Annotated in this window: 27 protein-coding genes and 1 riboswitch; of the genes, 17 read left to right on the top strand and 10 right to left on the bottom strand. The window is 67.2% G+C overall.

All coding sequences use genetic code 11. From position 1 onward, the window contains the following. Window position 1: 1 nt before the first annotated feature. Both CIW53_RS07270 and CIW53_RS07265 read right to left on the bottom strand, forming a co-directional pair. A complete protein-coding gene (locus CIW53_RS07270; protein ID WP_172969606.1) occupies window positions 2–1,222 on the bottom strand; it encodes an MFS transporter in 1,221 nt (406 codons plus the stop codon). A gap of 20 nt (window positions 1,223–1,242) precedes the next feature. Further along, on the bottom strand, window positions 1,243–1,704 hold the full coding sequence (locus CIW53_RS07265; RefSeq protein ID WP_149364007.1) for a nuclear transport factor 2 family protein: 462 nt from the start codon (window positions 1,702–1,704) through the stop codon (window positions 1,243–1,245). Between the two features lie 118 nt (window positions 1,705–1,822). Between CIW53_RS07265 and CIW53_RS07260 the strand changes: the two genes are divergently transcribed. The 3 genes from CIW53_RS07260 (at window position 1,823) to CIW53_RS07250 (ending at window position 4,330) form a co-directional block, all read left to right on the top strand. Beyond that, window positions 1,823–2,719 (top strand): LysR family transcriptional regulator, encoded by an 897-nt coding sequence (locus CIW53_RS07260; protein ID WP_149364006.1) that lies wholly within the window; start codon window positions 1,823–1,825, stop codon window positions 2,717–2,719. 213 nt (window positions 2,720–2,932) lie between these two features. Next, window positions 2,933–3,874: an alpha/beta hydrolase gene (locus tag CIW53_RS07255; RefSeq protein ID WP_149364005.1), complete on the top strand. Its 942-nt coding sequence runs from the start codon at window positions 2,933–2,935 to the stop codon at window positions 3,872–3,874. A gap of 222 nt (window positions 3,875–4,096) precedes the next feature. Beyond that, the gene (locus CIW53_RS07250) at window positions 4,097–4,330 is read left to right on the top strand and encodes a hypothetical protein (protein WP_149364004.1); all 234 of its coding nucleotides are present in this window, start codon (window positions 4,097–4,099) and stop codon (window positions 4,328–4,330) included. A 138-nt stretch (window positions 4,331–4,468) separates the two neighbouring features. Here CIW53_RS07250 and CIW53_RS07245 read toward each other — a convergent pair whose 3' ends face one another. The 3 genes from CIW53_RS07245 to ettA form a co-directional block, all read right to left on the bottom strand. Then, window positions 4,469–5,206, bottom strand: coding sequence for a hypothetical protein (locus tag CIW53_RS07245; RefSeq protein WP_149364003.1), 738 nt, complete (start codon window positions 5,204–5,206; stop codon window positions 4,469–4,471). Between the two features lie 168 nt (window positions 5,207–5,374). Further along, window positions 5,375–6,187, bottom strand: coding sequence for an orotidine-5'-phosphate decarboxylase (gene pyrF / locus CIW53_RS07240; RefSeq protein ID WP_149364191.1), 813 nt, complete (start codon window positions 6,185–6,187; stop codon window positions 5,375–5,377). A gap of 116 nt (window positions 6,188–6,303) precedes the next feature. Further along, the gene (ettA, locus tag CIW53_RS07235) at window positions 6,304–7,971 is read right to left on the bottom strand and encodes an energy-dependent translational throttle protein EttA (RefSeq protein WP_149364002.1); all 1,668 of its coding nucleotides are present in this window, start codon (window positions 7,969–7,971) and stop codon (window positions 6,304–6,306) included. Between the two features lie 186 nt (window positions 7,972–8,157). Between ettA and glyA the strand changes: the two genes are divergently transcribed. The 4 genes from glyA to ribD all read left to right on the top strand — a co-directional run bounded on the left by glyA (window position 8,158) and on the right by ribD (window position 11,543). Next, window positions 8,158–9,411 carry a serine hydroxymethyltransferase gene (glyA, locus tag CIW53_RS07230; RefSeq protein WP_149364001.1) on the top strand — a complete coding sequence of 418 codons (1,254 nt, stop codon included), beginning with the start codon at window positions 8,158–8,160 and terminating at the stop codon, window positions 9,409–9,411. An 83-nt stretch (window positions 9,412–9,494) separates the two neighbouring features. Beyond that, window positions 9,495–10,004: a transcriptional regulator NrdR gene (nrdR, locus tag CIW53_RS07225; RefSeq protein ID WP_149364000.1), complete on the top strand. Its 510-nt coding sequence runs from the start codon at window positions 9,495–9,497 to the stop codon at window positions 10,002–10,004. 112 nt (window positions 10,005–10,116) lie between these two features. Then, window positions 10,117–10,452 carry an antibiotic biosynthesis monooxygenase gene (locus CIW53_RS07220; protein ID WP_149363999.1) on the top strand — a complete coding sequence of 112 codons (336 nt, stop codon included), beginning with the start codon at window positions 10,117–10,119 and terminating at the stop codon, window positions 10,450–10,452. Next, window positions 10,449–11,543 (top strand): bifunctional diaminohydroxyphosphoribosylaminopyrimidine deaminase/5-amino-6-(5-phosphoribosylamino)uracil reductase RibD, encoded by a 1,095-nt coding sequence (gene ribD / locus CIW53_RS07215; protein ID WP_242451803.1) that lies wholly within the window; start codon window positions 10,449–10,451, stop codon window positions 11,541–11,543. The genes CIW53_RS07220 and ribD overlap by 4 nt, the downstream gene beginning before the upstream one ends. A 3-nt stretch (window positions 11,544–11,546) precedes the next feature. Here ribD and CIW53_RS07210 read toward each other — a convergent pair whose 3' ends face one another. Beyond that, window positions 11,547–11,906 carry an MBL fold metallo-hydrolase gene (locus CIW53_RS07210; RefSeq protein WP_172969605.1) on the bottom strand — a complete coding sequence of 120 codons (360 nt, stop codon included), beginning with the start codon at window positions 11,904–11,906 and terminating at the stop codon, window positions 11,547–11,549. A 43-nt stretch (window positions 11,907–11,949) separates the two neighbouring features. After that, window positions 11,950–12,118: riboswitch (FMN riboswitch) on the top strand. A gap of 128 nt (window positions 12,119–12,246) precedes the next feature. Between CIW53_RS07210 and CIW53_RS07205 the strand changes: the two genes are divergently transcribed. The 9 genes from CIW53_RS07205 to CIW53_RS07165 all read left to right on the top strand — a co-directional run bounded on the left by CIW53_RS07205 (window position 12,247) and on the right by CIW53_RS07165 (window position 19,493). Next, window positions 12,247–12,888 carry a riboflavin synthase gene (locus CIW53_RS07205; protein WP_149363997.1) on the top strand — a complete coding sequence of 214 codons (642 nt, stop codon included), beginning with the start codon at window positions 12,247–12,249 and terminating at the stop codon, window positions 12,886–12,888. Between the two features lie 138 nt (window positions 12,889–13,026). Further along, the gene (gene ribBA / locus CIW53_RS07200; RefSeq protein ID WP_149363996.1) at window positions 13,027–14,118 is read left to right on the top strand and encodes a bifunctional 3,4-dihydroxy-2-butanone-4-phosphate synthase/GTP cyclohydrolase II; all 1,092 of its coding nucleotides are present in this window, start codon (window positions 13,027–13,029) and stop codon (window positions 14,116–14,118) included. A 207-nt stretch (window positions 14,119–14,325) separates the two neighbouring features. After that, entirely contained in the window at window positions 14,326–15,249 is a 924-nt protein-coding gene (gene ldcA / locus CIW53_RS07195) for a muramoyltetrapeptide carboxypeptidase (protein WP_149363995.1), read from the top strand. A 120-nt stretch (window positions 15,250–15,369) separates the two neighbouring features. Further along, a complete protein-coding gene (gene ribE, locus CIW53_RS07190) occupies window positions 15,370–15,834 on the top strand; it encodes a 6,7-dimethyl-8-ribityllumazine synthase (protein WP_149363994.1) in 465 nt (154 codons plus the stop codon). Beyond that, complete coding sequence (nusB, locus tag CIW53_RS07185; RefSeq protein ID WP_149363993.1) at window positions 15,831–16,277, top strand: transcription antitermination factor NusB; 447 nt, start codon at window positions 15,831–15,833, stop codon at window positions 16,275–16,277. Before ribE ends, nusB begins: the two co-directional genes overlap by 4 nt. Continuing rightward, complete coding sequence (locus CIW53_RS07180; RefSeq protein ID WP_149363992.1) at window positions 16,277–16,816, top strand: GNAT family N-acetyltransferase; 540 nt, start codon at window positions 16,277–16,279, stop codon at window positions 16,814–16,816. Before nusB ends, CIW53_RS07180 begins: the two co-directional genes overlap by 1 nt. 26 nt (window positions 16,817–16,842) lie before the next feature. Further along, window positions 16,843–17,811, top strand: coding sequence for a thiamine-phosphate kinase (thiL, locus tag CIW53_RS07175; RefSeq protein WP_149363991.1), 969 nt, complete (start codon window positions 16,843–16,845; stop codon window positions 17,809–17,811). Further along, on the top strand, window positions 17,808–18,314 hold the full coding sequence (locus CIW53_RS07170) for a phosphatidylglycerophosphatase A (RefSeq protein ID WP_149363990.1): 507 nt from the start codon (window positions 17,808–17,810) through the stop codon (window positions 18,312–18,314). The genes thiL and CIW53_RS07170 overlap by 4 nt, the downstream gene beginning before the upstream one ends. Before the next feature lie 204 nt (window positions 18,315–18,518). Further along, entirely contained in the window at window positions 18,519–19,493 is a 975-nt protein-coding gene (locus tag CIW53_RS07165; RefSeq protein ID WP_149363989.1) for an aldo/keto reductase, read from the top strand. Between the two features lie 19 nt (window positions 19,494–19,512). Here the strand turns inward: CIW53_RS07165 and CIW53_RS07160 are convergent, their stop codons facing one another. Genes CIW53_RS07160 through CIW53_RS07145 form a run of 4 tightly spaced genes read right to left on the bottom strand, consistent with a single transcriptional unit; the run spans window position 19,513 to window position 25,313 of the window. After that, window positions 19,513–21,615, bottom strand: coding sequence for an FAD-dependent oxidoreductase (locus tag CIW53_RS07160; protein WP_149363988.1), 2,103 nt, complete (start codon window positions 21,613–21,615; stop codon window positions 19,513–19,515). A 4-nt stretch (window positions 21,616–21,619) separates the two neighbouring features. Continuing rightward, on the bottom strand, window positions 21,620–22,936 hold the full coding sequence (locus tag CIW53_RS07155; RefSeq protein ID WP_242451802.1) for an amino acid permease: 1,317 nt from the start codon (window positions 22,934–22,936) through the stop codon (window positions 21,620–21,622). 2 nt (window positions 22,937–22,938) lie between these two features. Beyond that, window positions 22,939–24,234 carry an amidohydrolase family protein gene (locus CIW53_RS07150; protein WP_149363987.1) on the bottom strand — a complete coding sequence of 432 codons (1,296 nt, stop codon included), beginning with the start codon at window positions 24,232–24,234 and terminating at the stop codon, window positions 22,939–22,941. Then, window positions 24,231–25,313 (bottom strand): aromatic ring-hydroxylating dioxygenase subunit alpha, encoded by a 1,083-nt coding sequence (locus tag CIW53_RS07145; protein WP_149363986.1) that lies wholly within the window; start codon window positions 25,311–25,313, stop codon window positions 24,231–24,233. The genes CIW53_RS07150 and CIW53_RS07145 overlap by 4 nt, the downstream gene beginning before the upstream one ends. Before the next feature lie 58 nt (window positions 25,314–25,371). On the opposite strand from CIW53_RS07145, the gene CIW53_RS07140 reads away from it, so the two are divergent. Continuing rightward, window positions 25,372–26,529 (top strand): P1 family peptidase, encoded by a 1,158-nt coding sequence (locus CIW53_RS07140; RefSeq protein ID WP_149363985.1) that lies wholly within the window; start codon window positions 25,372–25,374, stop codon window positions 26,527–26,529. The last annotated feature ends 2 nt before the right edge of the window (window positions 26,530–26,531 follow it).

Below are 26,531 nucleotides of genomic sequence, written 5' to 3'. Positions count from 1 at the left end.
ATCATTCGCAGCTTTGCAGGGCCGGACCGGACGCGCCTTCTCCGAGCGGTTGCCGGTCGAGTGCCAGCGCAACCAACGCACCGGTCGCGCCGACCGCGCATACGCCGATCCAGCCGGCATGTGCCCATGCCAGGCCGGCCACGGCCGAACCGATCGCGCCCCCGATGAAGAACACGCCGGTGAACAACCCGTTGATGCGGCCGCGGGCCTCCGCTTGCAGCAGGTTGACCGCGCGGCGACCCAGCGCCTGATCGGCGATGGTGCCGGCGTCGAGCAGGACGGCCGCCAAACCCATCATCGCGATCAATGCGTCGCGTGGCAGCGAAGTGGTCGCCCAGGAGCTGCCGGCGACGCCGGCCAACAGCGTCGCCACGATGAGGGTCACGTGGGCGACGCGCATGGCGATCCCGGCCTTGCCGGCGTCGCCAAGCCGGCCGGCGATCGGCGCGCTGATCGCGCCGCTGACGCTGGCCAGCGCGAACACCGCGATGCCGACCGCACCGAACCCGAACGGCGGCGCGGCCAGCGGCAGTGCGATCAGGCTCCAGAACGCGTTGAACGCGGCGAAGCTCGCTGCGGCCGACAGCGCACGGCGACGCAGTATCGGCTCCTCGCGCCACAGGGTGGCCAGGGAGCCGACAAGAACGCGATAGCGTGTCGTTTTCGGCGGCTGCCGGTGCGGCAGGCGGAAAGCCAGCATGCCGCCGAGCAACACGATGGCGGCGGCGAGCAAGGCATAGGCGGCGCGCCAGCCGAAACGCTCGGCGACCAGGCTGGCCAGCGGCCGCGACAGCATCGCACCCAGCAGCAGTCCACTCATGATGTTGCCGATCACGCGACCGCGCTGCGCTTCGACCGTCATCGCCGCAGCCAGCGGCACCAGCATCTGGATCGAACAGGTGCTCAGGCCGACCACGAAGCTGATGGCCAGAAAGCCCGCCGGCGCGATCGGGCACGCCGCGATGGCGAGCGCCGCGGCATTGGTCGCCAGTGTGGCGAGAATCAGCCGGCGGTTCTCGACCAGGTCGCACAGCGGCACCAGCAGGAACAGGCCTGCCGCGTAGCCGGCCAGGATCAGCGTGCTGACCAGCCCGGCCGCCGCCGGCGACAGCGCCAGCGAGGTACCGATCAATCCCACCAGCGGCTGCGGCAGGTACAGGCTGACCACGATCACGCCGGTCGCCAGCGCGAACAACCGCACCGGCGCCGGGGCGGTCGTCACCCCGACTTCGGCCAGCCGGTTCACTGGACGGCCTCGCGGTAGGCGGTGAGCAGCCCCGGGTCGTCGAACGAGCCGTGATGGTGCACCTGTCGCCACGCGCCATCGATGCGGCGGTACAGGCGGCTGGTGCGGATGGCGAGCTCCAGCCGCGTGTCGCCGTTCACCAGCGTGCCACGCTCGCGGCCGACCGCGTGGAAGAAGTCGCCGGCCTCGTGCAGGGTGAAGTCGTGGAACGCCACCTGCACCCGAGCGTGGCCGGCGAAGATCCGTTCGTACACCGCGCGGATCGCCGGCCAGCCGCGCGCGATGCCACCCAGCGGATTGCTCATCGACGCCGCAGCGTCATTGGCCCAGTTGCGCGCCATCGCGTCGAGGTCGCGATGGTTGAACGCACGGTAGAACGCAGACAGCGCTGCCAGCGGTTGTGCAGGATCGAGATTGGTTTCATGGCCGTCGATGGCCGAAGGAAGCAAGAGCGACATGACGCATCTCCGAAATCCAGGCCGGCGCGGCCTGCCGTGCCGATTTTCGATGGTGGATCATGGCGGGAGAATACGAACTAGAATGGATGGATAATCTCGTCAAACGGGATAATTCGACATGGCCACTCTGGACGACTACCGGGTCTTCATCGCCGTGGTGGAGCAGGGCAACCTCAGCGCCGCCGCACGCCACCTGCATCGCTCGCTGCAGGCCGTGAGCCGCGCGCTGGCCGCGCTGGAGAACGAGCTGGGCGTGGAGCTGATCCAGCGCACCACGCGACGGGCGCAGCCCAGCGCGGCGGGGCTGGCTTTCCATGCGCGATTGAAAACCGCCCTGGCGGACATCGACCTGGCCCGCTCGGAACTCGCCGAGCACGGTGCCCGCATCGACGGCACACTGCGCATCGGTGGTTCCACCCAGTTCAGCGCGCCGCACCTGGTGCCGGTGGTGGCGGCCTTCATGGAGCGCTATCCGGATGTCGACGTCGAGCTGGTGGTGGCCGACCATCGCGCCGACCTGCAGCGCGACAAGCTGGATGCCGCAGTGCGGCTGGGCGAGTTGCCCGACAGCCGCCTGCACGCGCGCCAGCTCGGCATGCTGCGCGTGGTGACGGTGGGCGCGCCGGGCTACTTCGCCCGGCACGGCCGTCCGCAGACGCCGACGGATCTGCGTCGCCATCAATGCATCGTGCGCCGCTCGGCCGAGGATGCGCGGCGCTGGAACTACCGACGCGGCAACCGGCGGCAATCGGTCGACGTGCATGGCCGCTTCAGCGCCGACAATGCGGCGGCCTGCAACGCGGCGGTATTGGCCGGGCTCGGCATCGGCCTGGCCGCGTTGTGGCAGGTGCGCGGCCTGCTCGACCAGGGCCGGCTGGAAACCGTGCTGGACGACTGGCAGCTGCCGGCGCAGCCGGTCCACATCGTATGGCCGCCGGGGCGGCAGTTACCGGCGCGCACGCGCGCGTTCATCGACTTCGTGGCGGCACGCTGGACGGCAGAGCCGCCGGGCTGACGCTGTTTTCGCGCGATTTTGAGCTGCCTCCTGTCAGGTCGGGCATCGGGCGCTGAGCATGTATGCCGACGGTGTTTGCCGCAAACCTGCCCGAAAAAATCCGCGAAAGCGGCCGCAGCACGCCCGACGTGGCGTGCAAAATCGAGGGAAGGGGTTCCAGCTGATTTCCCGTCTTCATCGTACGACTGTGGCCGACCACAACGGAGGAGTGTCATGAAGCTGTGGGCTATTGCCCTGTGCCTGCTGGCTGCATGCGGAAGCGTGTGTGCGAAGACGATGGTTTGGCAGCCCACCGTCGGGCGCGCGCAAATTCCGCTATGGCCGGGAGCGGTACCCGATGCGCAGCCAGTCCCGGGGCCGGAAACCGAAGCGTTGAGGACGGAACACCTGATTGCCGGCCGGCCCTGGATGGCGGTGACGAATGTGAGCCGACCCACGATGACGGTCTATGCCCCGAAGGGGCGGAACACGGGGGCTGCGGTCGTGGTGTTTCCGGGAGGTGGCTTCCAGGTACTGGCGATCGACCTCGAAGGCACCGAGGTCTGCGACTGGCTGACATCCAGGGGCATCACCTGTGTCTTGCTGAAGTATCGCGTCCCGGGTGTGCCCTATGAGTGGCAATGCGACTGTCGCCCGCACGATTTCGCGTTGTCGGTGCCGGCATTGCAGGACGCCCAGCGAACGGTGCGACTGGTGCGCTTCCATGCCGCGCAATGGCATGTCGACCCGCACAAGGTGGGCGTGATCGGATTCTCGGCAGGCGGCTATCTGGTGGCCGAGGCCAGTACGAACTTCGAGCGCCGCTTGTACACGCCGGTAGACGCGGTCGACCAGGAAAGCAGCCGTCCGGATTTTGCGATGGCTATCTATCCCGGGCATCTCGCGACCGATGATGACAAATTGAATCCCAACGTTCCGGTCTCGCGTGATATGCCGCCCACGTTTTTGGTGCAGGCAGAGGACGATTACGAGGACGGCGTGAACCAGTCATTGGTCTACTACGCGGCGCTTGCGAAGGCTCACGTGCCGGCGGAGATGCATCTGTATGCGCATGGTGGGCATGCATTCGGCTTGCGGCGCACGAAGTCTCCGATTACAGCATGGCCGAAACTGGCCGAGGCATGGCTGCGGACGATCGGCATCGTCCAGGACTAGCAACGATGACGGCCTGCGGGAAACGGAGCCCCAATCACGACAGACACGAAGCAAGATGCAGAGGAGTGTCGATGTCGCTGTGTCTGTGATGGCATCCGGATGCCTGCCGCGCAGGACCACTCGCGACTGTCGCAACAACCCGTGAACCCCCGGTAGCGTAAGCTGCAGGAGGGTGGCTATCCGCCCGGGAGAAGTTCGGTGAAGAAAGAAGACGAAACACACATGCAGATTGTTTCCGCTGACATCAGTTCGGAGTCGCTGACCGGCATGGTGATCTTTCGGCCGCACTGCGTGTCGCGCGCGGGGCGCAACGTGGCCGACGTGGGCAAGAGCGGCAACTGGTATGCCTTGCGGCCAGCCGAAGTGCGCAGTTTTGCGCGCGCCCTGCTCGATGCGGCCGACGCGCTCGATCTGAAAACGAAGATGCAGCACGCGGCGAAGTCCGTCGCGGTGTGAGCGATGCGCCAGCGATGTGCCGGCGCATGGTCTTTCAAGTGTAAGGATGACGATTGATCGCGTCGCGCGTTTCGTTGGCGGCAGCGGCGAAATTCTCGTCGGGGGCCGCCTGCGGAATCGCGAGTGACAAACAGGCTCTCATGACGCGGACGGCGCAGAGGCCGATGGTTTCGCCGCGTTGTTTCCACCGGTGGGAGCGGACCCATCGTGGCTGGACAGACGCGAAACGCAGCTTGGATAGGGGGCTTCTTCCCCCGGGATCCTCGCGCACAGGAAAACCGGCATCAGCTGCTTGAGCCGGCCCAGCCAGTGTTGCTCGTCGAAAACGATGGGGGTCGACTGTGCGGGGCCGCGCTCGGCCCACTGGATCGTGTAATAGTCCTGCGTACCCTTGATTGCCACGACCAGCGCCGCTTCGCTGTGGGATCGGCCTCCGTCACTTGTGGTGCCGCACGCCACGAAAGCGAATGCGGCGGGATATCCGTCGATGGGTGGATTTCCCAAGTCGCCGACGCTGACCGTGTCGGGACAGACCCTCTTGAAACCGCCCGCAATCGTATTGAGCAATACCACGGGCGGCACCCCCGGATTGGCGGCGACATTCTTGTAGCCGGTGACGGTGATCATCCGGGACCACTGCTCGGCAGTTTCTCCCGTTGGCACGGCTTCCCGGATGTAGGCGTGAGCGCTGGTTTGTTCATTGACCACGTGGAAGTCGACCGGCATCTGGAAAGCCACCAACTGGCTGAAGATCGGCGAGATGGCCAACAGGCTGGTCGCGTTCTCCTTGTGGGAAGTTGTACGCGGAACCTCTGCAGAAGCTGCCTGAAAGCTGGTGCTGGCGAGGAGCGCCAGGAGTGCGGAACGTATGATCATCGCTATTCCCTGCGTGCGTGGGTGCCGTCCTTGGCGGCTTGCGGCGCGAGCCGGCGAGCACGCCGATGCGCTGCGCAAAAGCATAGCCGGCCAGCACGGCGATACCGTAGGGAAAGGCCTCTGATTGTCGTCGGTTCTTTCTTTTCTTGACGCAGCGGGAGACGAAGCTCAGCGGCAGCGATTGATCGCATCGCGCAGATCGATGGCGGCGGCGCGCGCGCGGTTGGCGAAGTCCTCGCCGTGGCCGGCGTAGATGATGCCGCGCGAGGAATTGATCATCAGGCCGCTGCCCTGCGCGGTACAGCCTGCGCGCATCACCGCCTCGATGTCGCCGCCTTGCGCGCCGATGCCCGGCACCAGCAAGGGCATGTTGCCGACCAACGCACGTACCTGACGGATTTCCTCGGGCCAGGTGGCGCCGGTTACCAGGGCGCAGTTGCCGTTGGCGTTCCACTCGCGTGCGACCGTCTCGGCCACGCGCAGGTACAGCGGCTGGCCGCCGCAATCCAGTGCCTGGAAATCCGCGCCGCCGGGGTTGGAGGTGCGGCAGAGCAGGATCACGCCCTTGTCGGCATGATCGAGGAACGGCTGGATCGAGTCGCGGCCGAGGTACGGGTTCAGCGTCACCGCATCGGCCCGGTAGCGCTCGAACGCCTCGGTCGCGTAATGCTGCGCGGTACTGCCGATGTCGCCGCGCTTGGCGTCGAGGATCACCGGCACGCCGGGATGCTGCGCATGAATGTGCGCGATCAGCCGTTCCAGCGTGTCTTCGGCGCGCAGCGCGGCGAAGTGCGCGATCTGCGGCTTGAACGCGCAGACCAGGTCGGCGGTGGCGTCGACGATGGCGCGGCAGAAATCGAACACCGCGTCGGGCGTGTCGCGCAGATGTGCGGGGAATTTCGCCGGTTCCGGATCGAGGCCGACGCAGACCAGCGAGTCGTTGCGGGTCCATGCCTGTTGCAGGGATTGCATGAAGTGCATGAAGTGCATCGGGGTCTCCGTTCGAGAAACGAGTGAAGAAGAGTGAGAAACGAGAGAAGGCGGGTTCGTCGACGCTTTATCTCTCTTTTCTCACTCCTCTCCACTCACTCCTGCTCTCAGGCCAGCTTCTTGTATTTCACGCGGTGCGGCCGCGCGCCTTCCTCGCCGAGGCGGCGCTTCTTGTCGGCCTCGTACTCGTTGTAGTTGCCGGGGAAGAACTCGACGTGCGAGTCGCCCTCGAACGCGATGATGTGGGTGGCGATGCGGTCGAGGAACCAGCGGTCATGCGAGATCACGATCGCCGAGCCGGGGAATTCGAGCAGGGCATCTTCCAGCGCGCGCAGGGTCTCCACGTCCAGGTCGTTGGACGGCTCGTCGAGCAGCAGCACGTTGCCGCCCTGCAGCAGGGTCTTGGCCATGTGCAGGCGGCCGCGCTCGCCGCCGGACAGGCTGCCGACGATCTTCTGCTGGTCGGTGCCCTTGAAGTTGAAGCGGCCGATGTAGGCGCGCGACTGGATCTCGAAGTTGCCGATGGTGATGATGTCCGAACCGCCGGAGACTTCCTGCCACACGTTGTTCTTCGGATCGAGCGCATCGCGCGACTGGTCGACATACGCCAGCTTGGTGGTGAGGCCGAGCTTCACCTCGCCCGAGTCCGGCGTTTCCTTGCCCATGATCATCTTCATCATGGTGGATTTGCCGGCGCCGTTCGGGCCGATCACGCCGATGATGGCACCCGGCGGCACCTTGAACGACAGGTCCTCGATCAGCACGCGGTCGCCGAACGACTTGGTCACGTTCTTGAACTCGATCACTTCCTGGCCCAGGCGCTCGCCCGGCGGAATGAAGATCTCGTTGGTCTCGTTGCGGCGCTGGTAGTCGACCGAGTTCAGTTCCTCGAAGCGGGCCAGGCGGGCCTTGCCCTTGGACTGGCGGCCCTTGGCGGCCGAACGTACCCACTCCAGCTCCTTCGCGATCGCCTTCTGGCGCGACTTCTCCTGGTTCGCTTCCTGCTTCAGGCGGGCGTCCTTCTGCTCCAGCCATTCGGTGTAGTTGCCCTTCCACGGAATGCCGCGGCCGCGGTCGAGTTCGAGGATCCACTCGGCGGCGTTGTCGAGGAAGTAGCGGTCATGGGTGACTGCCACCACGGTGCCGGGATAGTCGTGCAGGAATTTTTCCAGCCAGTCCACCGACTCGGCGTCCAGATGGTTGGTCGGCTCGTCCAGCAGCAGCATGTCCGGCTTGGACAGCAGCAGGCGGCACAGCGCCACGCGGCGCTTCTCGCCGCCGGAAAGCGGGCCGATCACCGCGTCCCATGCCGGCAGGCGCAGCGCGTCGGCGGCTACTTCGAGTTGGCGCTCCAGCGCGTGCGCATCGTTGGCGGCCAGCAGGTTTTCCAGTTTCTCCTGCTCCTTCGCCAGCTTGTCGAAATCGGCACCTTCCTCGGCGTAGGCGGTGTAGACCTCTTCCAGCCGCTTCTGCGCATCGAGGATTTCCGCCACGCCTTCCTCGACCACTTCGCGTACGGTCTTGTCCGGGTTCAGGTCCGGCTCCTGCGCCAGGTAGCCGATCTTGGTGCCCGGCTGCGCGCGTGCCTCGCCCTGGAAGTCGGTATCCACGCCGGCCATGATCCTCAGCACGGTGGACTTGCCCGCGCCGTTGACGCCGAGCAGGCCGATCTTGGCGCCGGGGAAGAAGCTGAGCGAGATGTCCTTGATGATTTGGCGCTTCGGCGGGACAGTCTTGCTGACCCCGTTCATGGTGAAGATGTACTGCGAGCTCATGCAACCTCCGAAGGCGTGCGCCGCGCCGGTGGATCGGCACGGAAAGGGGAATTCGTGAAACCGCACATTATAGCGGCTTGTGGTGCTGCGCCGATGCAGCCACCCGAAACTGCCCGCCGGTGGCTGCAAACGCCCGGCGGCGCTACACTTTCCGGCTAAACCCGCTCCCCACCTGCCGAGGCCAGAATGTTCCCGAAGAACTGCACGATTGCCGGTTATGACGACGAACTGGCCAGGGCCATCGCCGATGAGGGCCAGCGACAGGAAGACCACGTCGAACTGATCGCCTCGGAAAACTACGCCAGCCCGCGGGTGATGGAAGCGCAGGGCTCCAAGCTCACCAACAAGTACGCCGAGGGTTACCCGGGCAAGCGCTACTACGGCGGCTGCGAGTACGTTGACGTCGCCGAGAAGCTGGCGATCGAGCGGCTCAAGCAGCTGTTCGACTGCGACTACGCCAACGTGCAGCCGCACTCCGGCTCGCAGGCGAACCAGGCGGTGTATCTGGCGCTGCTGCAGCCGGGCGACACCATCTTGGGCATGAGCCTCGCGCATGGCGGCCACCTCACCCACGGCGCCAAGGTCAACATCTCCGGCAAGCTGTTCAACGCGGTGCAGTACGGCGTCGACGAGAACGGCCTGATCGACTACGACGAAGTGCAGCGCCTGGCCACCGAGCACCAGCCGAAGATGCTGGTCGGCGGTTTCAGCGCCTATTCGCAGGTGGTCGACTGGGCGCGCATGCGCCGGATCGCCGACTCGGTCGGCGCGCTGTTCTTCGTCGACATGGCCCACGTTGCCGGCCTCGTCGCCGCCGGCGTGTATCCGAGCCCGCTGCCGCACGCGCACGTGGTCACCTCGACCACCCACAAGACCCTGCGCGGCCCGCGCGGCGGCATCATCGTGAGCAGGGGCGCGGGCGAGGAGATCGAGAAGAAGCTGCAGTCGATCGTCTTCCCAGGCATCCAGGGCGGTCCGCTGATGCACGTGATCGCAGCCAAGGCGGTGGCGTTCAAGGAAGCGTTGGAACCGGCGTTCAAGGAGTACCAGACGCAAGTGGTGAAGAACGCCAAGGCGATGGCGAAGACCTTCATCGCGCGCGGCTACAAGATCGTCTCCGGCGGCACCGAAAACCATTTGATGCTGGTCGACATGATCGGCAAGGAAGTCACCGGCAAGGCGGCCGAGGAAGCGCTGGGCAACGCCCACATCACCGTCAACAAGAACGCCGTACCGAACGACCCGCGCAAGCCCTTCGTCACCTCCGGCCTGCGCGTCGGCACGCCAGCCGTCACCACGCGTGGCTACAAGGAAGCGGACTGCACCGAACTGGCCGGCTGGATCTGCGACGTGCTGGATGCGCCCGCGGACGAGGCCGTGATCGCCAAGGTGCGCGGGAACGTCACGGCGCAGTGCAAGAAATTCCCGGTGTATGGATGAAACGAGAAACGAGTGTGGAGGAGTGAGAAATGAGTAGAAGCAAAACCGCTCTTCATTCACTCCTCTCCGCTCACTCCTGACCCATGCATTGCCCCTTCTGCCAGCACGAAGACACCCGCGTGATCGACTCGCGTCTGACCGATGACGGTTCGAGTGTGCGTCGTCGGCGCGAATGCCCGCAGTGCGGCGAGCGCTTCAATACCTACGAAACGGCCGAGCTGAAGTTGCCGATGGTGGTGAAGAGCGGCGAGCGGCGCGAGGTGTTCGACGAGCGCAAGCTCAGGGTGAGTTTCGAGCGCGCGCTGCAGAAGCGGCCGGTCGCCACCCACGACGTCGACAGCTCGGTGCGCGCGATCGTCAACGACCTGCGCCGCAGCGGCGAGCGCGAAGTGCCGTCGCGCCAGGTCGGCGAGCTGGTGATGCGCGAGCTGAAGAACCTCGACCAGGTGGCCTACGTGCGCTTTGCCTCGGTCTATCGCAAATTCGAGGACGTGCACGCGTTCCGCGAGGAGATCGAGAAGCTGGAGCGCGACCTCCCCGGGTTGTCCGAACTGCAGCTGCCGCTGCTCGGCGGCGGCAAGCGCGGCAAGTGAGTGCGGGCCGGTCAGTTGCTGCGATGCATGGCGTCGGGTGACGCCGAAGAAAATGCATGGCGAGCTGGACGCCGGACCCCGAGGGTGCTTTCCCGTGGGCTAAGGAGTGAACATGTTCGTGGCGATCTACCGCTGGCGTCTGCACCCGGAGCGCGAAAGCGATTTCGTCGCCAACTGGCAGCGCATCACCCTGGATGGGCTCGCCGGTGGCTCGGGTGGATCGAGCCTGTTCCGGAACGCGCAGGGCACTTGGGTCGCCATCGCGCGATGGCCATCGCGGGAGGCGCGCGACCGGTTTTTCGGGAAACTGGACGGCAGCAGCGACGAATCGGAGATGAGCAAGCGCGCACGTCTTGCGGTGATCGAGCGTCTGCCGGATGAAGAGCTGGACAGCGTGCTGGATTGCTGGGCCCCTTTTCGCGAAATCAGCGGATCATCCATGCCATGACGGAATTCGGCGCGATCGACCATGCCCATATGGCGCAGGCACTGCGTCTGGCCGAACGTGGCCTGTACACCACGCAACCTAACCCGCGCGTGGGCTGCGTCGTCGCACGTGGCGAAGAAGTGCTGGGAGCAGGCTGGCATCAGCGCGCCGGCGAGCCGCATGCCGAGGTGTACGCGCTGCGCGAGGCCGGTGAGCGTGCACGCGGCGCCACTGCCTACGTGACGCTGGAGCCGTGCGCGCACCAGGGACGCACCCCGCCGTGTGCCGACGCGTTGATCGCCGCCGGAGTGAAGCGGGTGGTGATTGCAGCGGAGGACCCGTTTCCGCAGGTCGACGGCCGCGGCATCGGCAAGTTGCGCGCCGTCGGGATCGGCGTCGACACTGGCCTGATGCGTGAGGCTGCGCGTGAACTCAATATCGGTTTCTTCAGCCGGATCGAGCGTGGTCGTCCGTTCGTGCGGGTGAAACTGGCGATGAGCCTGGACGGCCGCACCGCGCTGGCGAGTGGCGAATCGAAGTGGATCACCGGCGAAGCGGCGCGCGCCGACGCGCAGCGCTGGCGCGCGCGCAGTTCGGCCATCCTCAGCGGCAGCGGCACTGTACTCGCCGACGATCCGCGGCTCACCGTGCGGCTGTCGCCGGGCGATGAGTTCACGCCGCCGCTGCGCGTGATCCTCGATCGCCAGTTGCGCACGCCGGCGGGAAGCCACGTGCTGGATGGCTCGATGCCAACCCTGCTGCTGCATGGCGCGGCAGCATCGTGTGCGGACGATCGCTTTGCGCGGGTCGAGCGGATCGTGCTGGCCATGCAAGACGATGCCCTGGATTTGCATGCGGTGCTGGCCCTGATGGCGGACCGCGGTTGCAACGAAGTCCATGTCGAAGCCGGCCCGACCCTCTGCGGTGCCTTGTTCGCCGCTGGCCTGGTCGATGAATTGCTGCTCTACATCGCGCCATTGCTGCTGGGCGACAGCGCCCGCCCGCTGCTGCATTTGCCCACGCTCGACGACATGGCCCGGCGCTGGCAGTTGCGGGTGGTCGACCAGCGCATGCTGGGTCAGGACATCCGGCTGCGCCTGCGGCCGGGCTGATCTTCAATGCAGGCAAGCGGGAAAGTGCGGCAGCGCGGCGATGTCGCGCGGATCATGCTGGATCACCACCCGTGCGTGCGTCCGCGCTGCGATCGTTTCGAACCGGTCCATCGACGCCAGCGTGGCGGCGCGGTCGGTATTGACCCTGGGCACGCGCCGCAGCCGGCGGGCTTCACGGCTGTGATAAAGGTCGCCGCTGAGCAGCACCACGCCAGCGTGCGGCAAGCGCAGTTGCAGTCCCTGGTGGCCGGGCGTGTGGCCGGGCAACAACAGCAGCCCAAGGGCTGGTGGCGTAGTAGCGTTGCGGCCGTGATCGTGCGCACGGGGAAACGCTGCTTCCCCGCGGCGCCGCCGGCTTCGCATGGCGATGGTGCTAGACTTCCGCCGCCGGCCATCCGGCATTGCACGACGTCTTCAGGGCGGGGCGAAATTCCCCACCGGCGGTAGGCCTTTCGAGGCGAGCCCGCGAGCGCTTCCGGTCATGCCGGAAGGTCAGCAGATCCGGTCCGATGCCGGAGCCGACGGTTGGAAGCGGGCGACTGCTTCCTCACAGTCCGGATAAAGAGAAGACGGCACGGCGGGCGCTTCACGGCGCGCGCCTGGCCTCATGCCTTGAGGCGTACTCGCCCACACCATGCGGAGTACGTTTCATGAAAGCCATTCATTCGCTGCGTCGCATCGCCCTCCGCCTGGAGGTGCGCTGATGTTCACCGGCATCATCCAGACCGTGGGCCGCATCGCGCGGCTCGAACCGCGCGGCGGCGACGTGCGCCTGCACGTCGATACCGCCGACCTCGACCTGACCGACGTGCAACTGGGCGACTCGATCGCCGTCTCCGGCGTATGCCTCACCGCGATCACGCTGGAACCTCGCGGCTTCAGCGCCGATGTTTCCAACGAGACGCTGTCGCTGACCTCGCTGGGCAAGCTGAAGGCGGGCGACCCGGTGAACCTTGAAAAGGCGCTGCGCCTGTCCGACCGGCTCGGTGGACACCTGGTCTCCGGTCATGTCGATGGCCTCGGCAAGGTGGTCTCGATCACCCCCGACGGCCGCTCGCAGCGTTGGACGTTCGACGTGCCTGCAGCAATCTCGCGCTACATCGCCGCGAAAGGCTCGGTCTGCATCGATGGCACCAGTCTCACCGTCAACGAAGTCGCCGGGTCGCGATTTGGCGTGAACCTGATTCCGCACACGGTCGAGCACACCGCGTTTCACGCGCGCCGCGTTGGTGATGCGGTGAACATCGAGGTGGACGTGGTGGCGCGCTACATCGAGCGGCTGCTGTCCAGCGGCGAAACGCCACGGCTGGACGAGGCGTTCCTCAAACAGCACGGCTTCGCCTGAAGGCGAGAAATGAGTGGAGAGGAGTGAGAAAAGAGGGCCGGTCACCATTCGTTCTTTTTATATTCCCACGACTCTTCACGCATTCCTCCCGCTTTCTCTCGTTTCTCACTTCTCTTCGCTCACTTCTGGCTCCATGACATGCCCTTCAACACCATTCCCGAAATCCTCGAAGACATCCGCGCCGGCCGCATGGTCGTGATCCTCGACGACGAGGACCGCGAGAACGAGGGCGACCTGATCATGGCTGCCGAGAAAGTGCGCGCGGAAGACATCAACTTCATGGTGCGCGAGGCGCGCGGCCTGGTCTGCGTCACCCTGACCGAGCAACGCACGCGCCAGCTCGGCCTGCGCCCGATGGTCAGCGACAACACTTCGGCCTACCACACCAACTTCACCGTCTCGATCGAGGCGGCCGAGGGCGTCACCACAGGCATTTCGGCGCATGACCGTGCGCGCACGATCCAGGTGGCGGTGAAATCCGATGCGAAGCCGCAGGATCTGTCGCAGCCGGGGCACATCTTCCCGCTCACCGCACAGCCCGGTGGCGTGCTGACCCGCGCCGGCCATACCGAAGCCGGTTGCGACCTGGCCGCGCTGGCCGGGCTGGAGCCGTCGGCGGTGCTGATCGAGGTGCTGCATGAGGACGGTTCGATGGCGCGCCGTCCCGAGCTGGAGGTCTTTGCGGCCAAACATGGTTTGAAGATCGGCTCGATCGCCGACCTGATCCGCTATCGCCTCGAAACCGAAAAGACCGTGCAGCGCGTGCACGAGGAAGAAGTGCAGACCGAGTTCGGCATGTTCCGGCTGGTGGCGTACCGCGACGTGATCCGTCGCGGCCTGCATTTCGCGCTGGTGCGCGGTGCGATCGACGACGGCAAGCCGGTGCTCGTCCGCGTGCATGTGCGCAACACCTTGTCCGACGTCTTGCACCTGCAGCGCGACGACCTCGGCCTCACCGTGACCTCGGCACTGCGCCGCATCGCCGACGAGGATCGCGGCGTGCTGCTGGTGTTGTCCGGTGAAGACACCCCCGAAGCACTGCTGGCCCGTTTGCAGCGCCAGCCGAGTACCCAGGAGCCGGAGGATGCGCAGCAGCAGGAGTGGCGCCAGCTCGGTCTCGGTGCGCAGATGCTGGCCGATCTCGGCGTGCACCAACTGCGCGTGCTCGGCACTCCGCGCAAGATGGTCGGCTTGGGCGGCTTCGGGCTCGAAGTCGTCGAATACGTGTGACCGCCTCGCCCCATGCGATGAACCGCATGCATCCGTAGGAGCCCGCTCGCGGGCGATGCTCTTCGCCCTTGTTTCAGCAAGAACATCGCCCGCGAGCGGGCTCCCACGGCAGGTGGCGATAGCGGATTCGACAGTTCCCGGCCATGATTCCGCCATGCGGTGGCTGTGTCATCGCCGTAATCGAGCTTTCTTCCACCGACCAAGCCCATGCCCGAAACACGTATCCACCTGATTGCCCCTTCCGGCTATCCGCACGATCGCATGGCGATGACGCGTGGCGTCGAGCGCCTGCAGGAGGCGGGTTGCCGCGTGAGCGGGCTGGCCGTGCTCGACCGCAGCGAGCAGCGCTACGCCGGCAGCGATGCCGAGCGCGCCGCCGATATCAATGCGCTGGCCACGCTGGATCAATTGCCGGACATCGCCCTGGCGATCCGCGGCGGCTACGGCACCACGCGCCTGCTGTCGCAACTTCACTACGACGCGCTGCGTGAACGACTGGGCGACAGCCACACCCTGCTGGTCGGCCACAGCGACTTCACCGCGTTGCAACTCGCGCTGCATGCGATGAGCGGCCTGTGCACGTTCAGCGGGCCGATGCTGGGTGCCGACTTCGGTGCGCAGACCCTCAGCGAGTTCACCTGGCGGCATTTCTGGGACACCGTGCGTTCCCCCTCGACTCAAGTCGAGTGGAACACTGCCCCCGGCGCCGAACTCGACGTCGAGGGGCCGCTATGGGGCGGCAATCTGGCGGTGCTGTGCAGCTTGGTCGGCACGCCGTATTTTCCGGCGATCGACGGCGGCATCCTGTTCGTCGAGGACGTTGGCGAGCCGCCGTTCCGGATCGAGCGGATGCTGTACCAACTGCAGCTTTCCGGCGTGCTGGGGCGGCAACGCGCGCTGCTGCTGGGCGACTTCAGCAAGTGCCGACCCAGCAGTTACGACAACGGTTATGGCCTCGCCGACAGCTTCGAACAGATCCGCCGGGCCAGCGGGATACCGGTGATCGACGGCTTGCCGATCGGCCACGAACCGGACAAGTTCACCTTGCCGTTTGGCGTGCCGGCGAGGTTGCGGGTCGATGGCGGCAAAGCATGGTTGGGTTTCAGCGGATACCCGCATTTGTCGCCGTAGCCTGATGCTCCGGCTCCTCGCCTGCGAGCAGGGAGGGAGTCCAGGCAAGCAGGCGGCCGGCCAAACCCGTAAAATGCCCGATCTGCATGGGCCACGCGTCCAACCTCAGGAAATCCGCTAATGAAGATCATCGAAGGCGACTTCGCCACGCCCAAAGGCCGTTTTGCCATCGTCGCGGGCCGTTTCAACGGCTTTGTCGTGGAACCGCTGGTTGCCGGGGCGCGCGACGCGCTGGTGCGCCATGGCGTGAAGGACGATGCGATCGAACTGGTTCGCGTGCCGGGTGCGTGGGAGATCGCGCTGGCCGCGCACAAGCTGGCCAACTCCGGCAAGTACGTCGCGGTGATCGCGCTGGGCGCGGTGATTCGCGGTTCCACGCCGCACTTCGACTACGTCGCCGGCGAATGCGCCAAGGGCCTGGCCCAGGCCGCGTACAGCTCCGGCGTGCCGGTGGCATTCGGCGTACTGACCACCGACAGCATCGAGCAGGCGATCGAGCGCTCGGGCACCAAGGCCGGCAACAAGGGTGCCGATGCCGCGATCGCCGCGCTGGAAATGGTCAACCTCTACGGCAAGCTGGCATGAGCCAGCACGCGCAGGGTATCGACATGCAGGCGCGTTCGCGCGCCCGCCGCCGCGCGCTGCAGGCGCTGTACGCGTGGCAGCTTTCCGGCAGCCACATGAATGCGGTGATCGAGCAGTTCCGCCACGAGCAGGACATGGAAGTGGCCGACCTCGAATACTTCGAGGACCTGCTGCACGGCGTCGAGAAGCACGTCGGGGCACTCGATGAAGCCTTGCGTCCGCATATCGACCGCGAAGTCGCGCAGATCGATCCGATCGAACGCGCCGCCTTGCGGCTGGCCGCGTACGAGCTGAAATTCCGCCCCGACGTACCGTACCGCGTGGTGATCAACGAGGCGATCGAGGTGACCAAGCGCTTTGGTGCCGACCACGGCCATAGCTACGTCAACGGGGTGCTCGACAAACTGGCCGGCGAATTGCGCGCGGTCGAGAAGCGCGGCTGATGGCAGCGGTCGTCGACACATCGGCGCAGGTCCCGACGATCGAGACCGACCGGCTGCGGCTGCGTGCGCATCGGGCGGATGACCACGCGACCTGCCTGGCGATCTGGTCCGATCCTGCCGTCGTCCGCTTCATCGGTGGCCGTGCATTCACCGCCGAGGAGGTGTGGAAGCGCCTGCTGCAGTACCGAGGCATGTGGGGCCTGGTGGGCTATGGCTACTGGGCGGTCGAGGAAAAGGACAGCGGCAGCTACATCGGCGACATCGGCTTCGCCGACCTGCACCGCGACATGCAGCCCTCGCTGCGGGGCATGCTGGAATGCGGCTGGGTGCTGGCACCGCAAGCGCACGGCCACGGCTATGCGAGCGAAGCGGTGGCGGCGATCAGCGACTGGGGCCAGAAACATTTCCCCGACAGGCGCATGGTCTGCATCATCTCGCCCGAGAACCTGCCGTCGATCCGCGTGGCCGAAAAGGCCGGTTACCGGCTGTGGCAAGAGGCCGTCTACCACGACAGCCCGACGCTGGTCTTCACTCGCTAGCAGACTCCCCAACCGGTGATCGGCTGATGGAATTCGACCTGATTGAACTGATCCGCCGGCACACCGCGCAGCCGCGCGACGACATGCGCCTGGGCATCGGCGACGATGCCGCGCTGCTGGCCGTGCCGGCCGGACAGGAACTGGCCGTCGCCATCGATACCCTGGTCGAAGGTGTGCATTTCCCGCGCGGTACGGAGGCAGCGGACATCGGCTGGAAAGCGCTGGCGGTGAACCTGTCCGATCTCGCCGCGATGGGCGCGAGCCCGGCCTGGGCGCTGCTGGCGTTGACCCTGCCGGAGGCCGACAGCGCCTTCGTCGAAGGCTTCATCGAAGGTTTCGCGAAGCTGGCGCAGCCACATCGCCTCGCGCTGGTCGGCGGCGACACCACCCGCGGACCACTGTGCATCAGCGTTGCCGTGCACGGTTTCGTGCCGCCGGGCAGGGCGCTCACCCGCGCCGGCGCGCGTATCGGCGATGCGGTGCTGGTCACCGGCACATTGGGCGACGCTGCCGCAGGACTGCAAGCGTTGCAGCAGCCGGCGCGCGTCGACGACCAACGCGCCGGCTTGCGCGAATTCCTGATCGAGCGATTGAACCGGCCGACCCCGCGACTCGCCGCCGGCACCGCGCTGCGCGGGCAGGCCAGCGCCTGCATCGACATCTCCGACGGGCTGCTCGCCGACCTTGCGCATATATGCACGGCCAGCGGGGTCGGCGCGGAGATCGAAGCGGCGTTGCTGCCGCGCTCGTCGGCGTTGCTGCACCTGCATGACGAAACCACCGCGCTGCACTTTGCGCTGAGCGGAGGCGACGACTACGAATTGTGCTTCACCGTGCCAGCCAACCGGCTGGCCGAGGTGCAGGCGGATCTTGGCCGGCTCGGCTGCGGCGTGACGAAGATCGGTCGCATCGTGGAAGGCCATGGCGTGCGCGTGCGCGGCAGCGATGGCGCGTGGCTGACGACGGACCGATCCGGCTGGGAGCATTTCGCGTGAGCGCAAAGAAGACCTTGAGCGCGGAACAGCGCCGCGCACTGCTGGCCACGCCGGCCGGCTGGCTGGCCTGCGGTTTCGGTTCCGGACTCGCGCCGGTCGCGCAAGGCACGTTCGGCTCGCTGGCCGCGCTGCTGCCGTGGCTGTTGCTGCGCGAGCTGTCGTTGCCGCTGTACGTGGTCGTGCTGCTGGTCGGGTTCGGCGTGGGCGTGTGGGCATGCAACCTGGCCGGCCGCGCACTCGGCGTGGACGATCACCGCACCCTGGTGTGGGACGAATTCATCGGCCAGTGGATCGCGCTGCTTCCGTTGCTGGTGCTGCCCGTGTCGTGGTGGGCGATCGCTGTCGGCTTCGTGCTGTTCCGCTTGTTCGACGTGTGGAAGCCATGGCCGATCCGCTGGCTGGACCGCCGCGTCAAGGGTGGCTTCGGCGTGATGATCGACGACGTGATCGCCGGCATCTTCGCCGCGGTCGTGCTGGCGCTTGGGCTGCACTTTTTTTCGTAGCCCTCGCGAGCGGTGCGTGTGGCTTCGACTCCGCGCCTGCGGCGCTACGCTCAGCCCGAACGGTGCGGGGCACGTATCGATCTCCCTGGGCGTAGCCGCAGTGGCGGAATCGAAGCGGCGTCCGCCGGGATGTCCATCGATTGACGGGGCAGCCACGCGTCAAGGCGTAAACTTTGCGGTCTCTCTCAAACCAGGAGCGCCTCCATGCTTTACCGTCGCCTCGGCACCTCAGGCCTGCAACTTTCCGCGCTGTCGTTCGGCGCCTGGGTCACCTTCGGCAAGCAGGTCGGGCGCGCGCAGGCGCGCGAACTGCTGGCGCTGGCGCACGATCGCGGGGTGAACTTCTTCGACAACGCCGAGACCTACAACAACGGCGTGGCCGAGCAGGTGATGGGCGACGTGCTGGCCGACCTGCGCTTTCCGCGCGACAGCTACTGTGTGTCCAGCAAGGTGTTCTTCGGCGCCTACGACAAGCCGCTGCCGACCCAGCGCGGGCTGTCGCGCAAGCACGTGATGGAAGCCTGCCACCAGGCGCTGCAGCGCCTGCGCGTGGATTACCTGGACCTGTACTTCTGCCATCGCCCCGATCCGGCTACGCCGATCGCCGAAACCGTGGCGGCGATGGATACGCTGATCCGCCAGGGCAAGGTGCTGTACTGGGGTACCAGCGAATGGCCGGCCGAGGCGATCCACGAGGCGCATACGATCGCCCGCGAGAATCACCTGTATGCGCCGGTGATGGAGCAGCCGGAGTACAACCTGCTGCACCGCGAGCGTGTGGAGGTGGAGTACGCGCCGCTGTACGAGGCCTACGGCATGGGCACCACGATCTGGTCGCCGCTGGCGTCCGGCCTGCTCAGCGGCAAGTACAACGACGGCGTGCCGGCCGACTCGCGGCTGGCCCAGCCCGGTTACGAGTGGCTGCGCGAGAGCGTGCTGGGCCACGGCGACGAACGCCTCGGCAAGGTGCGCGCGCTGCAGCCGATCGCCGCCGAGCTGGATACCAGCCTGGCGCAGCTGGCGATCGCCTGGTGCCTGCTCAATCCGCATGTTTCCACGGTGATGCTCGGCGCCAGCAAGCGCGAGCAGCTGGCGCAGAACCTGGACGCGCTGGACTTGTTGCCGCGGCTGGATGCATCCGTCGTGCAGCGGATCCGTCAGGTTGTCGAAGCGGGTTGAATGCGCTTTGCGGAAGGTTCTACGCCGGCGTCCCGCGCAAGAGGTCGTCGGCGTGCGCGGTATGGAAGTGCCGCTTGAACGCGACCTCGCCGGAGGCGGGTTCCTCCAGTTCGCGGGCGTAGCGATGGCCGGCATAGACCGCGTGCGCGATCAGCCCCGGCGCCTCGGCGTCGCCGATGCAGCGCAACGACTGCACGCCGGCGGCGGACCATTCCGCTTCGCGCCGCAGCAGCTCCTGGTACAGCGCATCGTCGGGCACGCGGGCGGTCACCGTGACCACCGCGTCGCAAGCCAGCTCACGGCGCTGGTGGGTCCAGACATCCTCGACGGTCAGCGTGGTGCCTTCGTAGCCGATGATGTCGTGCGACACCATCGCCTCGATGCCGAGCTTGGCCATCCGCTTGCGGATATGCCGGTAGTCGAGCGTGTGCTGGCTCCACGGCGCGATGCTGTCGTCCGGGGTGAGGTGGATCACCTCGCAGCCGCGCAGGCGCAGCAGCTCGGCGGCCACGCTGCCGTAGTAGAAGCCGTCGTCGTCGAACACGACCACGCGGCCCCCATGCTGTTGAACATCGGGCAGGCGACCGTCCATCAGGTCGTCGGGCGTGAACACGCGGAGGTTGTTGGCGAAGCCGGGAATGGCGAAGCCGTTGCTGCGGCCGTAGCCGTCGCGGCGCCAGTGGCAGCCGGTGGCGAGCACCACATGTTCGGCGCCAAAGTCGAGCACGTCCTGCGCGGTCAAGGCCGAATCGGGATAGACGGCTATATTCGCGAGCTTGTTGATCTGGCCCACGCGCCAGTCGCGCACGCGCGCCCATTCGGCCAGGCCCGGCAGGCGCGCCTCGCGGGTGACGCGGCCGCCGAGCTCCTTGCGTCCCTCGGCCAGGCTTACTTCGTAGCCGCGTTGGCCCAGCGCACGCGCAGCCTCCAGCCCGGCCGGACCTGCACCGATCACCAGCACGCGGCTGGCCGAACGCTTCGGCGCGATGCGTTCCGGGTGCCAGTCCTTGCGCCACTCCTCACCCATGGTCGGGTTCTGCGTGCAGCGGATCGGCGAGATGGTCATGTCGCCGGAGACGCAGATGTTGCAACCGATGCATTCGCGGATGTCGTCGCTGCGGCCTTCCTCGATCTTGCGCGGCAGGAACGGATCGGCGATCGACGGACGCGCGCAACCGATCATGTCGAGCACGCCGCGCTTGAGCTGCGACACCATCGTGTCCGGCGAGGTGAAACGGCCCACGCCGACCACCGGCTTGCTGGTGGTTTTTTTCACGAAGTCGATGAACGGTTCCTGCGCGCCTTCGGCGGCGAAGCGCGAGGGCACCGAGTCGTTGTACCAGGCGGCCACGTTCACGTCCCACAGGTCGGGCAGCTCGGCCAGCATGCCGACGATCTCCTTCGCCTCGGCCAGCTCCACGCCGCCGGGTCCGAGCAGTTCCTCGGTGGCGAAGCGCAGCGCCACGGCGCAGCGGTCGCCCACCGCGTCCTTGGTGTCCTCGATCACCTCGCGCAGCAGGCGCACGCGGTTCTCCAGCGAGCCACCGTACTCGTCGCTGCGCTGGTTGCGGCGGCGCTGCAGGAAATGCATCGCCAGCGACAGGTCGTGCGCCGCGTAGACGTAGATGATGTCCATGCCCGCGCGCTGGCCGCGGATCGCCGCCTCGCGATGCCAGCGGCGGTACTCGCGGATGTCGTGCAGGGTCATCGCGCGCGCCTGCGACGGGTAACCGTACTTGGACGGCTGGTGCGAGGGCGCCAACAGCACTTCGCGCGAATACAGGTTCGACGCGGTGGGGCCGTTGTGCGACAGCTCCAGCGCGGCCAGCGCGCCGTGCGCGTGCACCTTGTCGCACATCAGCGCGAGCGCAGGGATGTCGCGGTCGTCCCACAGCCGCGCCTCCACGTACGGGGTGAGGTCGCCGCTGGGATGGATCTCGCATTCTTCGGTCGACACCACCGCCCAGCCACCCGCGGCCTTCATCTCGCGCATCGCCGCATGCGCCAGCGGCATCGCATGACCCATGCCGTTGCAATGCGGCACCTGGAAGAAACGGTTCTTTGCGGTGACCGGGCCGATCTTCAGCGGGGTGAACAGGATGTCGTAGCGGGGATCGCGCATCGGGTCAGACCTTGGCGGAGGCGGCATGGCGGCGGCGCAGCCGCATGAAGGCGTACAGCGGCAGGCCGGCGGCGATCAGGCCCAGGCCGAGCACCAGCGGCTCGTGGCCGATGCCGATGAAGGCGAACACCACGAACAGCACGCCGAGCACGGCGGCCGGCAATACCGCGCCGCGCACCGTGCCGCGGCGCCAGAGCACGATCAGCGCCAGCGAGCAGCACAGGTACAGCGGCAGGTTGGCGGCGGTGACCACGCGGGTGATGAAGGTGAAGGCCGACACCAGCGACTTGCTGTAGCTCATCCACACCATCACCGAGGCCAGCGCGCCGGTGACCACCAGCGCCACCGCGGGTGCGCCGCGGCGGTTGTCGCGCACGAACACCCTGGGCAGCACGCCGTTAGCGGCCATGGTGCGGGTGAGCTCGCCCACCAGCAGTGTCCAGCCGTTGAGCGCGCCCAGCCCGCTGACCACCACGAACAGCGACAGCCAGCGGCCGAAGCCGGCGCCGCCGAAGCGGTCCATCAGCAGCGCGAACGGCGCGCCAGCGTTGCCCAGCTCCTGCTGCGGGATCAGCAGCAGCGGCACGGTGGAGACGATGATGTAGATCACCGCGGTGAGCACCGTGCCCACCATGGTGGCGCGCGGGATGGTGCGGCCGGGGTCGTTCACCCGCGCTGCCGGCACGCTGGCCGACTCGATGCCGAGCATGGCGAACAGCGCGATGGTGCCGGCGGCCATGGTGTCCTTCAGGCTGATCGGCGTGCTTGGCAGGTGCGCGGTGTAGCTCGCCGGCGAGTGCAGCAACACCCACGCGCCGAGTACGGCGATGGCGATCATCGGCAGCAGCTTGAGCGCGGTGGTGACGATCTGCACGCTGCCGCCGGCGCGCACGCCGAGCAGGTTGATCGCCACGAACAGCCACAGCAGGCCGAGCGCGAACACCGCCGGGTGGATCGCCTGCAGCACCGGGAACACCACCGTGATGTAACCCACCGCACCGGTGGCCAGCGCCGCGTTGGTGAGCCACAGCGAGACCCAGTACGCCCATAGCGCCATGTACGCGGGCAGCTCGCCGAGGGTGCGGCGGATGTAGCCGTAGGGCCCGTCGGCGCCGGGCAGGGCATGCGCCAGGTAGGAGAACACCCGCGCCAGCGCGAGACAGCCGAGCAGGGTGACGGTCCAGCCGATCAGCGCGTTGAAGCCGTACGGCGCCAGCGAAGCGGGCAGCAGGAAGATGCCCATGCCGATCACGTTGCCTACCACCAGTGCGGTGCAGGTCCAGAAGCCGATCTTGCGTTGGTTGCTCACGGGCGTGGTCATGCTCATCGGTCGAGGGAAACCGGCGTGCCGGCCTTGATCACGCCGCGGATCTGCCGCAGGCAGTCCACGTCATGCAATGGATCGCAGCCCACCGCGACCAGGTCGGCGGCCTTGCCGGGCGCGATCGAGCCGAGCTCCTTCTGCTTGCCGAGCAGGCGGGCGGCGTCGATGGTGGCCGAACGGATCGCCTGCAGCGGGGTCATGCCCCAGCGCACCATGTAGGCGAACTGGCGGGCGTTCTGGCCGTGTGGGTAGACGCCGGCGTCGGTGCCGAAGGCGAGGTGCACACCGGCTTTCACCGCCTTGCGGAAGCCTTCGCGCTGGGCCAGCGTGGTGTCCTCGTTCTTGCGCAGGATCTCAGGCGACCAGTGGTCGCGGGTGCCGACTTCCTCGATGTAGTCGCCGTCGTAGATGTCGGCCACCAGCCAGGTGCCGTGCTGCTTGAGCAGCGCGATGCCCTCGTCGTCGATCAGCGAGCCGTGTTCGATCGAGCGCACGCCGGCACGGATCGCCCGCTTGATGCCCTCGGCGCCATGCGCATGGGCGGCGACGAACTTGCCGCGTTTGGCCGCCTCCACCACGGCGGCGTGGATCTCCGCCTCGGTGAATTCCGGCTTGCCCGGCTCGGTGCCGTTGGCCAGCACGGCGCCGGTGGCGATCACCTTGATCTGGTCGGCACCGTGGTCGAGGATCAGATCCACGTGCCTGCGCACGTCGTCCACGCCCTGCGACACGCCCTGGCGGAATGCCGGCGGCACCACGGTGCCGGCGGGCAGGCCGGTGATCTCGCCGCCGCCGCCGGGCGCGGTGATGTAGGCGCCGGCGACGAACATGCGCGGGCCGGGAATCTCGCCGGCGTTGATCGCGTCGCGCAGCGCGATGTCGGCAAAGCCGCGGTACACGCCCACGTCGCGCACGGTGGTGAAGCCGGCCTGCAGCGTCCGGCGCGCGTTCATCGCGCCGATGAAGGCCTGCTGCGCCGGGCTGATCTTCAGCGGGGCGGCGATGTCGGCGGTTTCGGCCGGCTCCGAGATGTGCGTGTGCATGTCCATCAGGCCGGGCACCACGGTCCAGGCGGTCCAGTCGAGCACGCGCGCGCCCTTGGCCGCGTCGGCGGACCATGGCTGCACCGCAATGATCTTGCCGCCCTCGATCGATACCGCCTGGTCGGCCAGCATGCGGCCGCTGTCGACGTCGAGCAGATGGCCGGCATGCACCACGCTTCGCTCGGCGGCATGGACAGGCGCAGCGAGTGCGGACGCCAGCGCGAACAGCAGGACGGGCAGGGGCTTGCTCATGCGTGGTCTCCGTGGGCTTGGACTGGCGCGTCGGCGTAGGCCGCGCGCAGCAGGTTGTGGAAATGCCACACGCCACTCTCGCGCTTCGGGCACAGCCGGCCGGCGTCGTAGGTGCCGGAGGTGAGGCCGCGCTGCACCGCCTCGCAGATCGCGATGTCCTCGTGCTGCACCTCGTCGCTGAAGTCCTGGTCGGCGGCGATGCGCGCCTGCGCGGCGGCGTCCTGCGCGTAGTAGTAGTCGAACTCCACGCGGCAGCGGCCGGGCCCCAGCGGCACGATGCGGTTGGTCTGCATCCGCCCCGGCATGATGTTGAGCATCACGTTGGGGTAGACGAAGTAGTAGAACGCCTCGCCGTCGCCGTAGATGGCCGCGCTGTTGCGCAGCGGCGAGGACTGCAGTGAATGCCACGCAAACAGCTCGGTGTCGTACGCCCGATAGTCCAGCACCTTCGACAGCCCCGGGTGTACGTGCGGCAGGTGGTAGCCCTCGAGGAAGTTGTCGATGTAGACCTTCCAGTTGCAGGCGATCTCGTAGCTGTCGCGGCGCAGGTAGCGCATGGCCGAAAGATCGATCGGCGCGATGCGTTCGGCGATGCCGGCGTAGACCTGCTCGAACGGCGGTACGGATTCATCCAGCGCCACATACACCAGCCCCTGCCACTCGTGCACGCGCACCGGCGGCAGGCGGATCTCCTCGACGTTGAAGTCGGCGGCGCCCTGCATTTCCGGCGCGCTGCGCAGCTGGCCTTCCAGCGTGTAGGTCCAGCCGTGGTACTTGCAGTGCAGCGCTTTGGCGCCCTTGCCGTTGCACAACGCCAGCGGCCCCGCGCGATGGCGGCACACGTTGACGAAGCCGCGCAGCACGCCGTCCTGCCCGCGCACCACGATCACCGGCACCTGGCCGATCTGCTCCACCACGTGGTCGCCCGCTTCGGCCAGCTGGCCCTGGTGCGCCACCAGCTGCCAGCTGCGGCCGAACACTGCGTGCTGCTCCATCGCCAGCATCGCCTCGCCCACGTAGTGGCGCGCAGGCAGCGCGCGGGCGTGGACAAGATCATTCGTCATCGGCTCAGCTTGCATGGGTGGCTCCGTTCTCGGGATAGACTTGCGCGACGCACGGTCGCCCTCCGGAGTATCCATGCCCCGCTTCCAACTCGCACTGCTCCTGTGTGTACTGTCGGGTCTGGCGCATGCCGCCGAGCCGCGCGCGCGCGACCTCGGCGTGCCGTTCGACGGCACGCCCGGGCCGCTCAACGCGATCACCGACGTGGCCGGCGTCACCGTGGGCCAGGTCACCCTGATCCGCGACCTGCCCAACGGCCACAAGGTGCGCACCGGCGTCACCGCGATCCTGCCACGCGGGCACGACACCTACGACATCCCGGTGTTCGGCGCCTGGTTCGCGCAGAACGGCAACGGCGAGATGACCGGCACCACCTGGCTGGAGGAGTCCGGCCAGCTGGAAGGCCCGGTGATGCTGACCAATACCCACAGCGTGGGCGTGGTGCGCGACGCGGTGATCGCCGAGCGCGTGCACGCCGGTGGCGCGGACGCGTCGGGCTACTGGTGGTCGCTGCCGGTCGTGGCCGAAACCTGGGACGGCGAGCTCAACGACATCAACGGCTTCCACGTGCATCCCGGGGATGCCGCGCGGGCGCTGCACGAGGCGAAGGGCGGGCCGGTCGCCGAGGGCAACGTCGGCGGCGGCACCGGCATGATCTGCCACGAGTTCAAGTGCGGCATCGGCACCGCCTCGCGGCGCCTGCGCGTCGGCGGGCACGACTACACCCTGGGCGTGCTGGTGCAGGCCAACTACGGCCTGCGCGACAGCCTGCGCATCGCCGGCGTGCCGGTCGGCCAGTACCTGCGCAACGACCGCATCTACAGCGCCCCCAACCCGCATGCGTCGGACACCGGCTCGATCATCATCGTGGTCGCCACCGACGCGCCGCTGCGACCGGACCAGCTCAAGCGCATCGCGAAGCGCGCCGGCATGGGGCTGGCGCGGATGGGCAGCTATGCCGGCAACGGTTCGGGCGACATCTTCGTGGCGTTCTCCACCGCCAACGCCCAGGCATTGCACGACCAGCCCGTGCAGCAGATGAGCTTCATCGGCAACGACCACATCGATCCGTTGTTCGAGGCCACCGCGCAGGCGGCCGAGGAATCGATCGTCAACGCGATGATCGCCGCGCGCGACATGCAGGGCGATGGCGGGCATTACGCCAAGGCAATCTCGCAGCCGGCGCTGGTGGCGCTGCTGAAGCGCTTCAACCGCTACCGCCCGCCGCACTGACG

The sequence above is a fragment of the Rhodanobacter sp. T12-5 genome, from assembly GCF_008329435.1.
Classification (GTDB): Bacteria; Pseudomonadota; Gammaproteobacteria; order Xanthomonadales; family Rhodanobacteraceae; genus Rhodanobacter.
This window is presented reverse-complemented; position numbering and strand designations above follow the sequence as displayed.